Origin of the sequence: Nocardia sp. NPDC058519 (assembly GCF_042719755.1) — a bacterium.
Taxonomy (GTDB): domain Bacteria; phylum Actinomycetota; class Actinomycetes; order Mycobacteriales; family Mycobacteriaceae; genus Nocardia.
Map to the genome: position 1 here is coordinate 18494 of NZ_JBHXNK010000023.1, position 14266 is coordinate 32759.

A 14266-nucleotide genomic window follows, 5' to 3' on the forward strand; every position below is an offset into this window, starting at 1 on the left:
GACTTACAACTGTAAGCTTGTCAACACTTTCGTCACCGAGGAGGTCCCATGCCCGTACGGCAACCGCTCAGTCGCGATCGTGTGCTGGATGCCGCGATTCGGGTAGCTGACCGTGGGGGAGTCGAAGCCATCACGATGCGGCGGGTGGCACAGGAGCTGGGAGTGGAGGCGATGTCGCTCTACAACCACGTGCCGAACAAGGACGCGATCCTCGACGGCGTTGTCGACGCGGTGTTCGCGGCGATCGAGTTACCCGAGGCGGACTGTACTGATTGGCGGGATGCGATCCGGGGCCGGGCTGGCTCGGCGCGTTCGGTGCTGGCGCGACACAGTTGGGCGCTCGGGCTGATGGATTCCCGGCGGAATCCGGGATCGGCGACGCTCCGCCATCACGATGCGGTCCTGGGAGTGCTTCGGGAGGCCGGGTTTTCGCTGCCGATGGCCGCGCATGCGGTCTCGCTGATCGACAGCTATGTCGGCGGGTTCGTCCTGCAAGAGGCGAACCTGCCCGTGTCCGTGCCGGCGGATGTCGAGGATGTCGCGGGCGGCATTCTCGCGAACCTGCCGACGGCCGAGTTGCCCTATCTCACCGAGATGATCGTCGAGCACGCCCTGCAACCGGGGTACGACTACTCGGGCGAGTTCGGTTTCGGTCTGGATCTGATCCTGGACGCGCTCGAAGCACGCCGGGGTCAGCGCTGAGGCGCCAGCCCCCGATTGCTGGGGCACCGCTGTCCTTGTGCCGGAATCTGTTGTCGTGCAGCATCAAACGTGTGATGAACAGACGAATTTCTGGAGCATTCCTGGCCGTATCCGCCGCCGTGGTCGCATTCGGTCCCGTCGCGCCCGCGGGCGCGGCCACGCCGTTCGTAGCACCCGAGATCAGCTTCGCCGGTACCGCGGCGGGCACCGTCACCGCCACCCTGCGCAACCCGAACGATCGGGGACAGTGCTGGGCAGAGGCGGGCGTCGGCGCCGAGAACAACCACGTCTTCTTCGGTGACAGCCAACCGGAATCGCTGGCCGACCCCGGCAAGACGGTCGTGACCTCGCTCGACGGTCTCGAGCCCGGCACCACGATCACCGCACGCGGTGGCTGCGTCAACGGCGCCGAGTTCGCGTTCTCGGAGCTGGTCACGGTCAAGGTTCCGACCGCTACTCCGTCGACCGGAAGTTTCGGCTTCTAACGGATTCGCCGACAGCCGCAGCGGCATGCTGCGGCTGTCTTCAGCTGTCCGTGCGTCGTGCGGGGAGGGCGACGCGGTCGAGATCGTGGGCGAGGACGGCGCCGGGAAAGGCTGCTTGTTCGGTGAACAGGTAATCCTCCCGCTCGGTGTAGCGCTCTGAAAAATGAGTCAGCACAAGTATTTTCACGCCGCAAGCGCGCGCTACCTCGCCCGCCTGACGGGCCGTGAGGTGGCCGCGTTCGTGCGCCTGATCTGTCTCGGAGTCGAGGAAAGTGGACTCGATGATCAGCATGTCGACGTCGGCCGCGAGCTCGAAGATGTTGTCGCACAGGCGAGTATCCATGACGAAGGCGACCTTCTGGCCGGGTCGCGGTGCCGAGCATTCCGCCAGTAGTGGTCCCGACAGCTCGCGGATCGCGGCGCCGGAGATGCCGTGCTCACGCAGTTTCTCCGGCAGAAACGTTCGGCTGTCCGGTTCGACGAGGCGGTAGCCGTAGGTGGGGATGCTGTGGTCGAGGGGGAGTGCGGTGAGGGTGAAACCATCGCCTTGCAGCGTTTCGCCGGGGCCACTCACCGGGTGCTCGACGAGACTGGGCGAGCCGTAGTAGCTCGTCGCGTACCGCAGTCGTTCCCAATATTCGGCGCTCTCTGCGGGGTACACGGCGTGCACATCATGGGGCACCCCGTCGCGACCCAGCCGCTGGACGATTCCGGGAACGCCCAACGAGTGGTCACCGTGGAAATGGGTGACGCACAGCCAATTCAGTTCGGTCGCGGACGCACCGGCGTGGGCCATCTGCCGCTGGGTGCCCTCGCCGGGATCGAACAGCACGCCCTGCCCGTCCCAGCGCAGGAGGTAGCCGTTGTGGTTGCGACGGCGGGTGGGCACAGCACCGGCTGTGCCGAGGACGACGAGTTCTCGTGTCGACATCGACCCATCCTGGCGGGTCGTCGCGTCGCTGTCACGTCGCCGCGATGGTGAGATGGACGGAGTGCGTGCCACTCGCCCAGGCTCGCGCCGATGCCACAGCTTCCGGAGGACGACAATGGATCTGTTCGAGTACGACGCCGAGCTACGTCTGCACAACGCGCACTTTTTCGCCGCCGCGCGATTCGGTGCCGCTGATCGCGTGCTCGACATCGGTTGTGGCACAGGGCAGACCACCCGGGAGGCGGCCCGTGCGGCCGTCGACGGGAGTGCGGTCGGGGTCGACATCTCGGAGGTGATGCTCGAACAGGCGCGTCGGATCAGCGACGACGAGGGGCCGTCGAATATCAGTTTCGAACTCGCGGACGCACAGGTAAAGCCTTTCCCGCCAGCGTATTTCGACATATGCATCAGCAGATTCGGTGTGATGTTCTTCGCCGATCCGGTCGCGGCGTTCACCAATATCGCGCGCGCACTGCGTCCCGGGGGTCGTCTCGCGTGGCTGGTCTGGCAAGGCCATGACCGCAATGAATGGGCATCGGTGTTCAGCGACGTCCTCGCCACCGCGATAGCTACGCCCGGTCGCGGCCCGTTCTCGCTCGCCGACCCGACCGCCACCGAATCCATGTTGGCGACAGCAGGTTTCACCGATATCGACTTCACCGATATCGACGAGCCCGTGTACTACGGCCCCGACAGTGCGGCCGCCTACGACAACCTGCTCCGCCTGACCGGATTCACAGCCTTCCTCGCCGACCTCGAGCCCGCGAAAGCCGAGCGAGCCCGTGCGCGGCTGCACGAGACCCTGGCCGACCATCAGACCGACAGCGGCGTGTACTTCGACTCGCGCGCTTGGCTCATCACCGCTCGTCGTCGGTGAGTAGTGGATGAGGCTGCGCGCAGGGTGATGTGGCAGTTTCGGTTCGCGCAATCAATGCGGGGTTGCGGCCTCATCCGTCGTTTTCCTCGGGCCGCAGCAGAATCACCGCGACTGCGATGGCTGCCAGCGGCACCGACGCCATGACCAGGCCCAACGTGTGTATGGCGCCCAGCATGCTTTCGGTTGCGCCTTCGACAACCGCCCGGGCTCGCTCCGGATCCAGGACGTTCGTTCCACCGCTGCCCGCGGTCGTCCCGCCGTGCGCCACGCGCAACGCCTCTCGCGCCTGTTCTTCCGTGATGTCAGTGCGCGCGAGCTTTTCCCGCCCGTCCTGAAGGAACATCGTCGTGCCGAGGAGCGCGAACAGGGTGGGGCCGAGTGAGTACGCGGCTTGGCCGGTCGCGGACTTCACGGCCGACACCGCTCCACCGAGATCGGCCGGCGCGCTGCTCATCATGATCGTGGACTGTGGCGTCTGGACAACCGCCCCGCCGACGGAGACGAGGGCGACCGCCGCGAACAGCACGATCATCGGGGTGTGCTCGCCGAGAGCGGTCAAGACGAGCAAGCCGGCGAGCAGAACCACCAACCCGGTGACGAGGACTGTCCGATCCCCGAAACGACCCGCTGCTTTACCGGCACCGGTAGCTGCGAGCGCCTGCATGATCGTCGCGGGTACCAGGAGTAGTCCCAGCATCGCCGGCGACTCGCCGCGGATCGTCACGAGGTAGTACGCGAACAGAATCGTGCATCCACCGGTGAGGAAGTTGTACGTGGCACCGGCGCAGACCGCGACCGTGAACCGGGTCGAACCGAAAATGCGCAGATCCACAGCGGGAGTCGGCGTGTGCAATTCACGCCAGCCGAATACGGCGCCGGCGAGGGCACCGATGGCGAGTGGGACGACGGTGCCGATCTTCAGTCCTTCGGCGAGGCGCGAGATGCCGTAGACGGTGCAGAGCAGCGCGGCCGCGACGAGCGCGAGCCCCGCCAGATCGAGCTTGCGCTGTGCGCGCAGAGTCTCCGGTACGAACCGCAGGGTGATGACCAGCGCTATGACCGCGACCACCGGCGTGACAAGGAATCCGGCACGCCAGCCGAAGTGCTCGGCGAGCATGCTTCCGATCGCAGGCTGCGGTGCCGATAGGGCAAACGCCGCTCCCAGATACCACGCGATCGCGCCTGCGCGCCGGTCGGGAGGGAACACGTCGTTCACGATCGCCAGCGACAGCCCGAGCAGGAGGGCAAAGCCCACACCGGCGCCCGCGCGGGCGACCATCAACGTCCCTGCGTTGGGCGCGGCCGCCGCGACCAGGTTGAACACGATCGTCGAGAGCAGGCCGACGACGAACAGGCGCCTCTTGCCGAAGCGGTCACCGAGCGCACCGGCACCCAGAACGGCGGCGGCAAGGGTGAGCGTCGCGAGACTCGCGACAAAACTCGCTGTGCTGCCGGTCATTCCGAGACCGGCGCGCACCTGCGCGATGTCTGCGGAAAGAATCGTCGGATCCGCGTTCGCGATGCTGAACCCCAGCCCCATCGCGACGACGGTCATCGTTGCCGCGAGCCCGGTCACCTGCGGTGCGTGCACCACCGACCCGGAGGAGTCCACCGAGGCCATCGTTGTTTCTCAGTGCGTGACGAGCGCTCGGCCGTACACCTGCTGCCCGGCAAGGAAAGTCGCGCGGACCTCCAGATCGGCTATCTGTTCCGGCGGCACTGTGCGCGGATCGGCCGAAAGCACCACCATGTCGGCGTACTTTCCGACTTCGAGTGAGCCGATGATGTCGTCGGCGAACAGCTGATACGCGGCGTCGATCGTTTGCGCGCGGATCGCTTGGTCGACACCGACCCGCTCCTCGGGACCGATTACCCGGCCGCTCGGCGTGATGCGGGTGATCGCGACGCTGATGTTGCGCAGCGGCTCCTCGGGCGTCACCGGCGGATCGTTGTGGAACGAAATCCGCACGCCCGCAGCAAGGGCGGTGCCTGCGGGCATCCAGTGCGACCCGTGTTCGGGGCCGAACAACCCGTCGACGATGACGTCGCCCCAGTAGTGCACTTGGTCGACGAAGATACTGCAGGTCACGCCGAGGCGCGCGGCTCGCTCGAACTGGTCGGGCCGCATCGCGCCGACATGTTCGAGGCGCAACCGATGGTCCTCGCGCGGATGCTCCCGCAGCACTTCCTCGTACACGTCGAGGATCGTGTCGACACCGGCGTCTCCTTGCACATGGCAGGCCATCGGCCAGCCGAGCGGGAAGTAGGCGCCGACGATCTCGCGCAATTGGTCTTTGGTGTAGTTCGCGTGGCCGCACGAGCCCGGTGTGACGCCGATGGTCCGTACGTCCGGCGTATCGAGATAGGGAAAGGTCAGATCGATATTGCCGATCCACGGTGACCCGTCGACCCAGATCTTGATGCCGACCTGACGAACCATGTCATCGCCGTTGACCGGGACCATGTCGGTCTTCAGCGCGGGATTGGAAACCTCGTATGTACGGATCCGCACAGTCAACGCACCGGCATTCCGCATGTCGTCGAGTACTGAGCGGAACGCCGGGGTGAAGGCCATTTCCGAACACGTGGTCAAACCCGCTGCGTTCAGCCGGGCACATTCGGCGCGCAGCATCGACGGGTACATTTCTTCGTCGCCGATCGCGGATCGGACCAGCGGGAATACCGCGCCGGTTTCGTAGGCAGTGCCGTCGAGTTCGCCGTTCTCGTTCCGGCCGTAGCGGGCACCCGTCGGGTCGGGGGTGTCGCGCGTAAGCCCGGCTCGCCGACCGGCAACCGAGTTGAAATAGCACAGATGTCCTGAGTTGTGCACAATGACCAGCGGTGTATCCGGAGCGATCGAGTCGAGCCACGCGAGCGTCGGCGCGGGGAGACCGTCCTGCAACAACGCGTCCCAGCCGATCAGGTACGCGCCGTCGTCGCCGCGCTCGGCCACCGCGTCTCGGACGGCGGCAACGACATCCTCGGCGTTGCGCACGGTGACCGGTCGGATGTCGACCATACGGTCGGAAAGAACGATCGCCTCCATAAGTGGGTGACCGTGTGCCTCGATCAACCCCGGCATCACGCACCCGTCGCCGAGGTTTCCGACCTGGGTGTCCGTTCCGATCCAGTCTTCGACCTCGGACCGATTCCCGACGGCCACGATGCGCCCGTCTCGAACGGCGATCGCCTCTGCTGTCGGGTTCGCTTCGTCGACGGTCAGGACCGTGCCCAGGATTACGAGATCAGCAGACGACATGAGATCCTCCGGCAACTGATGGTGCGGGGAATGGTGTCAGCGCGTACGGATCTCGAGTATGCCCCTTCGCGATGCCGCCCGAAAACCGACGGGCCGCGAAGATACCTTCTTGTCAATTTTGGCGACAGCAGGTTTCACCGATGGCGGATGTGGCAGGTCAGGTGCGCGCGGATGTCCGGTCGATCAGGGCGTGCTGTCGATTCGGAGGATGCGGTCGAGCTCCTCCCGTGGGTACGGGGTTTGTCTGCTCTCCTGTTGGAGTCGATGGAAGAAGTCCGCCATGACCACGGAGAGCGGGGCATCGCGAGCGATGATCGATGCGGGTATCTCGGGGATTCCGGTGGGGCGCTCGTCTCGGGCGTACGAGGCTATTCGTTCGGTGCGGTCGTCACCGCCATACAGGGCGGTGACCAGCCATCGGGTCCGATAGGACACCGCGTAGCAGTGGTCGTAGGTGCGGTGCCCGTCGTAGAAGTCGATCTCCTGTCGCGACAGTTCGAATCGGGTGGAGATCGCCAGGCCGTAATCGGCGAAATAGAGGCGCTGTCCATCGGTGAGGATGTTCTCGAAGTGGGTGTCGAAGTGCAGCAGGCCTCGGCTGTTCATGAACGCGATCCCGGCGTGCAGTTCGCGTTCGACCATGGTGCAGGCGCGGTCGGTGGCCTCGGCGCCTGCGTCGACTTGCCGGCCCAGCCACTGATGCAGGTTCTGCGGGATGTACTCCAGGAACAGTGCGATGCTCGCCGAGGACTGCTGGAGACCCTCGATCCGGTCGCGCACCGCCGAACCGCCACCCCAGTACGCGACGACGCGCTCGACATCGGCCAGTTCGTCGGGCAGGGGCGTCGAGTCCGGCAGTACCCGCCAGTGGTGCATCACGGGGAACCCGTCGAACTCGTCCGCCAGTACCCAGCCCGTCGTCATAGCGTGGACGGCGAGTTCTCGCCAAGCCCCGAAGCTGGGCCCGCCGATGCCGTAATGGCACATCATCGGCAGCCCGAACAGATTCGCCGTGGACCGAACGTTCTCCGGCCGCCGCTCCCAATCGGTCAGCGGCACCCGCTTGACGAAGACCGGAACCCCGCAGACCTCCACCAAAGCCGACTTCCCACCGATCCCGGACCCCAGCGGCACCGCAGCATCGACGAGTTCGCCCAGCTCGGCATCACTGTGCAGCGCAAGGGAAGCGGAGACAGCACCATGCGCCGCCATCCGCGCCCCGCGCGACATCTCAGAACTCTTCACGCGGGATCACGCAGGTGGCGAGTGTCATCGAGGCGCAACACCTGACGGTTGTGGAAGAAGTCGTCTTCCCTGAGTTCGGTGATACCTCCGGGGGTGGCCCGGAATGCCGCATATCCCGCCGACTCGATGGGCATACCGATCCAGGCCGCGACGACAAAGGTGAGGCTGCCGCCATGTGTCACGACGACCTGGTGTCGGCAGGTGCTCGCCACTATCGAGTCCATAGCCGCGTAGACGCGTTGCGCGAAGACCGCTTTCGTCTCTGCATCCGGAATGCCTTCGTCATGCCGCATTCGGTCGCCGACGACAGGCGGGGGGACGAACCTGTCATCGAGCCACCGCTGCGGCCTGCCTCCTGCCTCGCCGTACGACTTCTCGCGTAGCCGCGCGTCGAGAAGCGCCTCGACGCCCAGCGCGGCACCGACCGCCGCAGCCGTCTGCACTGTGCGTCGCAGATCCGAGGAATACAGCTCCACCCCAGCGTCTTCGGGAATCCGTGCTCGCAACTCCTCGGCGGTAGCTGCAGCGACGACCTTTCCGGCCGCGGTGAGCTCGGAGTCGAACCACCCGCCGACGAGCCGCTCGAGATGATGCGTCGCTTCGGGATGTGTGACCACGTAGATACTGCGCAACTCGCTTCCTCCTCCGAACATGCGCCACTCACCAGCGTACGGATGAGCGGTACCAGCAGATGTCAGTCGCCAAGTAGTAGGCCGTGGTCACGATGAGTGTTCCGAAGAGTAGATACATCCCTAGTTCCCCCTGCCACGTACCGATCTCCTCACCGGGGTCCATGCTCAACAGCGTCCAGATGAGAACGTGAATAAGAATCACCAGCCAGCACAGCGCCCAGTCGCGACGTCGGCCGGTGACAAGCGCCAGTCGCAACAGCAGCCCCCAAGCCAGGAAGCCGAAGCTCAGGCAGGCGAGCGCGACCAGGACAATGCGGAGCCCGATGCGGGCGGCGATGCTGGTGGAGTCGCCGACCCGTGAATTCTTGAACGGCGGAATCGGCGCTGGTGGCGGCGGGACGAACGCGCCTTCGAACAACGATCCAGGACACAGGATCGGCGCGGTATCGCGGGCACTCGCGCGGTCCTGTCCAGCGATGATCGGAAGTCCATGCCACGGTTTGTCACACCAGGTATGCGGACATTCGATGTCGAATCCCGTGGGCGCGCCTCCCCGGTCGAGTTGCTCATCGACCAGCAGATCGATCGCGTCGGCAACCCGATTGATGTCGTCGACCGCGCGGTAGCGGGCTTGCCACACGCTCCTGCCCAAAATGACAGCCGAATACCCGGCCCGCGTGAAGTGTGTCAGGAAGGTATCGGCTCGCTCGAGATCCATGAAGACCATAGCCCAGCCGACGATCTCCGCACCGAAGCCCTCGTCCATGAATCCGACTGCGGCGACGCCCTCTTCGAGGCATCGCGCACCCAATTCGGTCGCCAGGGCATCGCAATCACCCTCGGCGATCGCCGCGTCGACCCAATCCCATGGCAGGCGTTGCGGAAAGAACGGCGTCGATTCCAGGTCAGTGCGAAGCGAGTCGACTGTCTGGTTGCATTCCTCGTCGATCCAAGCCAAGATGCCGACCTCCTCGATCGCGCCGAGGAGCATGCACAAGACCTCGTCCCGATCTTTGCCGACGGACTCCCGGACGGTGGTCATCACCGCTGGTTCGGGTGTCAACGTCTGCACCGCCGCCACCAGCGGCGTGAGTTCCGCTTCACCAAAACGATTCTCGGGCTGCTCCATCCACGAGGGCGCTGGGGCAGAACCCGATTCCTCGAACCACACCACCCACACACCGAGCATCCACAGCGCTGCGGCACCGGATAGTTCCGGCCAGGCGCCGGCGATCCCCTGATGCTCGACGCCGTCCCATGCAAACAACACCAGCACAGTTGCAGCCGTCACCAATATCGAGCCCACTGTCGCTCCTCCCCCCACATGATGAGAGGAGCCTAGATTCCGGCACTGACATTCTGACCGTCCACGGCAACGCGATCCGGCTGCGGCGCTGGTCATCAGGACATCGTGCTGAGCGGTAGGTGGGGCCAGTGGGATAGGTCGGTGAGCATTTGGCGGTCGTGGGTGGCGACGACGATGGCGGCGGGGGTGGTCGAGAGGGCGGTGGTGAGTTCGTCGACCAGGGGTATGGACAGGTGGTTGGTCGGTTCGTCGCAGAGGAGGAGGTGGGGGCGGGTGGCTAGTTGGATGGCTAGGTGGAGGCGGCGTTGTTGGCCCTGGGACAGGCGGGCGACGGGGGTGTGGCGGGATCGTTGTTCGAGCAGGCCGGTGGCGGCGAGTGGTATGGGGTCGATGTTGTTGTGTAGGTGCAGGTTTCGGGTGTGCTGGTCGTAGAGGTCCTGGGCGGTCAGGTCGGGGTCCCAGGCGGGGACCTCTTGGCCGATGAGGGCGATGCGGGCAGATCCGTGGTGGCGGACGGTGCCCGTGGACGGCTCGAGCGCGCCCGCGAGTGCGGCGAGCAGGGTGGACTTGCCCGCACCGTTGTGGCCGGTGATCAGGAGACGTTCGCCCGCTTCGAGAGACAGCGTCACGGGAGCGCCGAGTCGACCGGTCACCGTGATGTCGTCCGCGCTGACGATGGGTGTGCCGGGGCGCGCACGCAACTCGGGAAAGCGCAGTCTCAGCGGAGGTTCGGGCACGGTGACAACGTGCTCCTCGAGATCGGATTGGCGACGCTTCAGCGCCTGCACCAGACCCGGTGACCGCGATTGGCGTTGATGTTTGCTGTGTCCTTTGTCCGGTCGCCAGCCGGTGCTGAGACGGTCACGGGCACCGGCTACCGCTTCTCGCAGGCGCGCCCCCTCGCTCAGCTGCTCCTCGTATTCGTGCTCCCATCGCTCGCGTGCGCGAGCCCGGCCCGCCTGCCAACCCGCGTAGCCGCCTGCGAAGAGCTGAGCGCGACTGTCCTGGCTGGGATCGAGGTCGAGGAACTCCTCGGCGACATCACGCAGGAGCGCACGGTCGTGGCTGACGACCACCAGCCCGCCGGTATGGGCCCGCAGGCGAGCGGTCAGGAAGTCGAGTCCGTCCCGGTCGAGGTGATTCGTCGGTTCGTCCAGCAGCAGGATGTCCTGGGTGGACCCGAGCAGGCACGCCAACCGGACTCGATAGCGTTGCCCGACGGACAGCATCGCCAAAGGGCGCTCCCGGTCGGTGCAGGCGTGCAGCGCCGACAGCGCGATGTCGACGCGGCGTTCGGCATCCCAGGCATCGAGCCGGGTGGCGGCGTCCAGGGCGCCCGCGTAGGCGTCGTCGGCTCCCGGTTGTCCGTCGGTGAGCGAGAGAGTGGCGGCATCGAGGTCGCGCAGTGCTCGCAACGCCGGTTCGATCGTCTCGGCGACCAGGTCGCCCACGGTCTCACCCGCGCGAAAAGCTATGGCCTGCTGGGCAACACCCGCGGTGCCGACCCGGGTGACCGAGCCGCTATCCGGGACGAGCAGCCCCGCAAGCACATGCAGCAACGTGGATTTTCCACGCCCGTTCTCCCCGACGATGGCGAGCCGTGAACGAGCCGACACCGTGAGTGAGACGTCGCTGAGCACCGCTCGCGATCCGAGGGTGACCTGGATCGACGTCGCCCTGATGTGGGCGTTCGCGCCGGCCGGAAGGTGAGTGGACAGGCCGGATCGGCCGATATGAGAGATGGACACAGATTCTCCGCAGCTCGAGGAAGGAGCCGGGACAGCACGAATGACCGCCCGGCGTGAATACCCGGGACAGCGGCGTCAGAAAATAGATCGAATGCGGGTCGCCGCCGTCAGCGGAGCGACCAGGGCTTCATCATCGCGGTGCCTGTGTGCATGATTCGAACGATACCGAGGTGCGCGTCGGTTGCCAACGAGATTTCGGGCACGCGGGTGAATCCTTCTGCGTCACCGGTGCCTCTTATGTGTGTCGCGACGGACGTCGGGACGGGACACGGAGGTTTGTTGTGGTCATCGGTATCGGTGTTGTCGTCGGCTTGGTGCTGCTGTGCACGTGCATGGTCGTGGTGAAGCGCAAACGAGCTGGGCGTGGGTGAGTCGCGCTGGCCTGATCAGCAGTTGATCGTCGCCGCGCAGGGTGGGGACGTGGACTCGATCGCGGCGTTGGTGTCGGGTTCGCATCCGCATATTCAGCGGTTCGCCTATTCCCTGTGCGCCACCCCGGAAGACGCCGAGGACGCGGCCCAGGAGGCGCTGATCATCCTGTATCGCAAGATCGGGATGTTGCGGGCTTCCGGTGCGCTGGCGTCGTGGATGTTCCGGATCGTTCGCAACGAGTGCCTGCGTCGCGCGCGGACGAGTCTGTCGGGACGAATCCCCGTGCAGGACAACATCTCGGCTGACTCAGCCGAGGACGAGGTGCTGCGACGACTGGAGGCGGGCAGGGTGGCGGCCGCGGTTGCCGAGTTGCCCGCGGACCAGCGCAGCGTGCTGATCATGCGCGACGTTCAGGGCTACAGCGGGCGGATGGTCGCCGACGCGCTCGGGCTCGGTACGGCGGCGATGAAATCGCGGCTGCACCGGGCGCGGGCGGCAGTTCGACAAGTTCTATAGGCCACGCCTGGTGACGCTGCTGGAGGAAATGATGAGCGATGATTTCGCGAGTAAGTCCATGTTCGAGCACCTGGTGCGCGGCGGGGTGGGGTTCGGTGCGCTGGTCGGGTCGGTGGCGCTGATCCCGGTTGTCGGGCCGATCGGCTTGTTGTTGCTGCCCGTCGGTTTGGTCGCGTTGCGCGGGTGTCCGACGTGCTGGGCGATCGGGCTGATGCAGACCCTGTCGAGGGGTCGGCTCCAGCGCTCCTGTGGAGACGGCCAGTGCACATTGACCGTCGGCGGCACCCATCGAGTCGCTCCCTAGGTGCCTTCGAGCGGCCGACAATCCAGCCGGTCGCTCGAAGCCAGATCATCCGGCGCCGAGCAGGGGCAGACACGGGGTGAGTCCGTCGATCGTGACGGTTGTTCGCTGCCGGCTCTCCCATTGTGTGCGCGAGAGGCGCACTCGGCGCATGACGGTGACCCTCTCGCGCACAGTGAGGCGCTGGATCCCGTCGGGTTCGTAGCCGAGCTTCTCGGAGACCCGGAACGAGGACGGGTTGTCGGCGAAGGCGCCCGAGACCGCGTCGGTGGCTTGCAGTCCCGCGAATGCGAGATGCAGGACCGCCGCGCGCATTTCGGTGCCGATGCCGCGCCCTTGGTGTCGTAGACCGATCCAGGAGCCGGTGTCGACCTCACGCAGGGTCGCGTAGTCGCGGGCGGCGATCGTCTGCTGGCCGACGATTCGGCCGTGTTCGAATACCGCGAGGTTGAGTGCCCAGTTGCCGGGGGTCCAGGTGCCGAGTTGGAGCCAGTGGTGCTGAACCACCGAGCGTGCTCGTTCGAGGGGAGCGAGATCTGTCCACGGGACGGTGAAGGGCATGCGGTCGGGGTCGTGGACGCCTTCTGCCGCGCGATCGGCCAGCGCGGCGAGCTCGTCGCCGGAGGGCAGACGGAGTTCCAGGCGGGGCGTGGTGAGCCGCAGTCCGAACAGGGGCCAGTGGTCGATGAGCATGAGTCATTCTGCGGGGCGGCCCGCACCCCGCTCACCCCATTTTCACGGTGACTGCCCCACCGGAACGGCGTGGGCGACCAGCGTCACGACCGAACAACGCGATCTCCGGGTGAGGTCAGGGGTTGTCCCGGATGTGTGGGCGGTTGGCGATTCCTATGGTCGGAGCATGCGTTGGTTTTCGATCGTTGCGATCGCGGTTGTCGTCTCGCTGGTGGGGTGTTCGAGTCCGGACGACGTTCCCGCGATCTCTTCCACCGAGAGCCGTGCGGAATCGCCGGACCGGGTGCAGCGGGTGCGCGATGACATCGACGCGGCAGTGGCCTCGGGTGTGTCAGGGGTGATCGCGACACTTACCGAGAACGGCGAGACCACCACATTGGCCGCTGGTGTCGGCGATCGCGCCACTGGTGTGCCGATTCCGGCCGAGCCGCCGCAGCAGGTTCGGGTGGGCAGTGTCTCTAAGTCCTTTATCGCGGCGATCGTGCTGCAATTGGTGACGGAGGGGCGAATCCAGCTCGACGAGCCCATCGATACCTATCTGCCCGGCTCGATCGTTGGCGACAGTGTCGACGGACGGGTCATCACGGTGCGTCAGATCCTGCAGCACCGCAGCGGATTACCGGAGTTCGCCGATTCCCCGGAGATCGACGAGTACGGCGCGGCCCTCGACGGCCGCACGTTCACCCCCGACGACCAGCTCGCCATCGCGCTGCGGCGCCCGGCGCAGTTCGCGCCAGGCGCCCGGTTCACCTACACGAACACGAACTATCTTCTCGCCGCGATGCTGGTCGAGCGAATCACCGGGCGCCCTTACACGGATGCGTTGCAGGACAGGATCATTCGCCCACTCGGCCTGACTGGAACATATCTGCCCGCCACCGGCGAGCACGATATCCGTGGCCCGCACCCGCGTGGTTACGCGCCGATCAACGGCATTCGCACAGACGTCACCCGGATCGAACCGTCCGTGCCTTGGGCGGCCGGCGCGCTGGTCTCCACCGGCGACGACCTCAACCGATATTTCCTGGACCTGGTGGCCGGAAAAGTGGTGGCGGCACCGGAACTACAGCAGATGCTCGCCGCCTTGCCGACCGGCGTAGACGGCATGCCCGAATACGGTCTCGGCGTGATGTCCGCCGAATTGTCCTGCGGCACAAGCTATATGGCCATCCTGACCCGCGCACTGTGCCCCTGACCAG

At 65.9% G+C, this 14266-nt stretch carries 14 protein-coding genes; 6 read left to right on the forward strand and 8 right to left on the reverse strand.

Annotated elements, in window-relative coordinates:
- Positions 1 to 48 precede the first annotated feature (48 nt).
- Both ACFWPK_RS23740 and ACFWPK_RS23745 read left to right on the forward strand, forming a co-directional pair.
- Positions 49 to 702: a TetR/AcrR family transcriptional regulator gene (locus ACFWPK_RS23740; protein ID WP_378919176.1), complete on the forward strand. Its 654-nt coding sequence runs from the start codon at positions 49 to 51 to the stop codon at positions 700 to 702.
- A 74-nt stretch (positions 703 to 776) separates the two neighbouring features.
- Entirely contained in the window at positions 777 to 1187 is a 411-nt protein-coding gene (locus ACFWPK_RS23745) for a hypothetical protein (protein WP_378919178.1), read from the forward strand.
- A gap of 40 nt (positions 1188 to 1227) precedes the next feature.
- On the opposite strand, the gene ACFWPK_RS23750 is transcribed toward ACFWPK_RS23745, so the two are convergent.
- A complete protein-coding gene (locus ACFWPK_RS23750; RefSeq protein ID WP_378919180.1) occupies positions 1228 to 2118 on the reverse strand; it encodes a ribonuclease Z in 891 nt (296 codons plus the stop codon).
- 115 nt (positions 2119 to 2233) lie between these two features.
- On the opposite strand from ACFWPK_RS23750, the gene ACFWPK_RS23755 reads away from it, so the two are divergent.
- A complete protein-coding gene (locus ACFWPK_RS23755) occupies positions 2234 to 2995 on the forward strand; it encodes a class I SAM-dependent methyltransferase (RefSeq protein ID WP_378919182.1) in 762 nt (253 codons plus the stop codon).
- 70 nt (positions 2996 to 3065) lie between these two features.
- Here the strand turns inward: ACFWPK_RS23755 and ACFWPK_RS23760 are convergent, their stop codons facing one another.
- The 6 genes from ACFWPK_RS23760 to ACFWPK_RS23785 form a co-directional block, all read right to left on the reverse strand.
- Positions 3066 to 4616 (reverse strand): MFS transporter, encoded by a 1551-nt coding sequence (locus tag ACFWPK_RS23760; RefSeq protein ID WP_378919183.1) that lies wholly within the window; start codon positions 4614 to 4616, stop codon positions 3066 to 3068.
- A gap of 9 nt (positions 4617 to 4625) precedes the next feature.
- Positions 4626 to 6254, reverse strand: coding sequence for an amidohydrolase (locus ACFWPK_RS23765; protein WP_378919185.1), 1629 nt, complete (start codon positions 6252 to 6254; stop codon positions 4626 to 4628).
- 183 nt (positions 6255 to 6437) lie between these two features.
- A complete protein-coding gene (locus tag ACFWPK_RS23770) occupies positions 6438 to 7484 on the reverse strand; it encodes a protein kinase family protein (protein WP_378919187.1) in 1047 nt (348 codons plus the stop codon).
- A gap of 11 nt (positions 7485 to 7495) precedes the next feature.
- Complete coding sequence (locus ACFWPK_RS23775; protein ID WP_378919189.1) at positions 7496 to 8152, reverse strand: histidine phosphatase family protein; 657 nt, start codon at positions 8150 to 8152, stop codon at positions 7496 to 7498.
- 7 nt (positions 8153 to 8159) lie between these two features.
- Positions 8160 to 9533, reverse strand: a complete 1374-nt coding sequence (locus ACFWPK_RS23780) for a hypothetical protein (RefSeq protein ID WP_378919191.1) — start codon at positions 9531 to 9533, stop codon at positions 8160 to 8162.
- Positions 9533 to 11185, reverse strand: a complete 1653-nt coding sequence (locus tag ACFWPK_RS23785) for an ATP-binding cassette domain-containing protein (protein ID WP_378919193.1) — start codon at positions 11183 to 11185, stop codon at positions 9533 to 9535. The genes ACFWPK_RS23780 and ACFWPK_RS23785 overlap by 1 nt, the downstream gene beginning before the upstream one ends.
- A 363-nt stretch (positions 11186 to 11548) precedes the next feature.
- Here ACFWPK_RS23785 and ACFWPK_RS23790 point away from each other — a divergent pair, with 363 nt between their 5' ends.
- Positions 11549 to 12073, forward strand: a complete 525-nt coding sequence (locus ACFWPK_RS23790; RefSeq protein WP_378919195.1) for an RNA polymerase sigma factor — start codon at positions 11549 to 11551, stop codon at positions 12071 to 12073.
- A 31-nt stretch (positions 12074 to 12104) separates the two neighbouring features.
- On the forward strand, positions 12105 to 12377 hold the full coding sequence (locus ACFWPK_RS23795) for a hypothetical protein (RefSeq protein WP_378919197.1): 273 nt from the start codon (positions 12105 to 12107) through the stop codon (positions 12375 to 12377).
- Positions 12378 to 12422: 45 nt separating this feature from the next.
- On the opposite strand, the gene ACFWPK_RS23800 is transcribed toward ACFWPK_RS23795, so the two are convergent.
- Complete coding sequence (locus ACFWPK_RS23800) at positions 12423 to 13067, reverse strand: GNAT family N-acetyltransferase (protein WP_378919199.1); 645 nt, start codon at positions 13065 to 13067, stop codon at positions 12423 to 12425.
- A gap of 166 nt (positions 13068 to 13233) precedes the next feature.
- On the opposite strand from ACFWPK_RS23800, the gene ACFWPK_RS23805 reads away from it, so the two are divergent.
- Entirely contained in the window at positions 13234 to 14262 is a 1029-nt protein-coding gene (locus ACFWPK_RS23805; protein WP_378919201.1) for a serine hydrolase domain-containing protein, read from the forward strand.
- Positions 14263 to 14266 lie beyond the last annotated feature (4 nt).

Coding starts and splice junctions, on each gene's coding strand:
- ACFWPK_RS23740 (WP_378919176.1), top strand. CDS start 49: ATGCCCGTACGGCAACCGCTCAGTCGCGATCGTGTGCTGGATGCCGCG.
- ACFWPK_RS23745 (WP_378919178.1), top strand. CDS start 777: ATGAACAGACGAATTTCTGGAGCATTCCTGGCCGTATCCGCCGCCGTG.
- ACFWPK_RS23750 (WP_378919180.1), bottom strand. CDS start 2,118: ATGTCGACACGAGAACTCGTCGTCCTCGGCACAGCCGGTGCTGTGCCC.
- ACFWPK_RS23755 (WP_378919182.1), top strand. CDS start 2,234: ATGGATCTGTTCGAGTACGACGCCGAGCTACGTCTGCACAACGCGCAC.
- ACFWPK_RS23760 (WP_378919183.1), bottom strand. CDS start 4,616: ATGGCCTCGGTGGACTCCTCCGGGTCGGTGGTGCACGCACCGCAGGTG.
- ACFWPK_RS23765 (WP_378919185.1), bottom strand. CDS start 6,254: ATGTCGTCTGCTGATCTCGTAATCCTGGGCACGGTCCTGACCGTCGAC.
- ACFWPK_RS23770 (WP_378919187.1), bottom strand. CDS start 7,484: ATGTCGCGCGGGGCGCGGATGGCGGCGCATGGTGCTGTCTCCGCTTCC.
- ACFWPK_RS23775 (WP_378919189.1), bottom strand. CDS start 8,152: ATGTTCGGAGGAGGAAGCGAGTTGCGCAGTATCTACGTGGTCACACAT.
- ACFWPK_RS23780 (WP_378919191.1), bottom strand. CDS start 9,533: ATGACCAGCGCCGCAGCCGGATCGCGTTGCCGTGGACGGTCAGAATGT.
- ACFWPK_RS23795 (WP_378919197.1), top strand. CDS start 12,105: ATGAGCGATGATTTCGCGAGTAAGTCCATGTTCGAGCACCTGGTGCGC.
- ACFWPK_RS23800 (WP_378919199.1), bottom strand. CDS start 13,067: ATGCTCATCGACCACTGGCCCCTGTTCGGACTGCGGCTCACCACGCCC.
- ACFWPK_RS23805 (WP_378919201.1), top strand. CDS start 13,234: ATGCGTTGGTTTTCGATCGTTGCGATCGCGGTTGTCGTCTCGCTGGTG.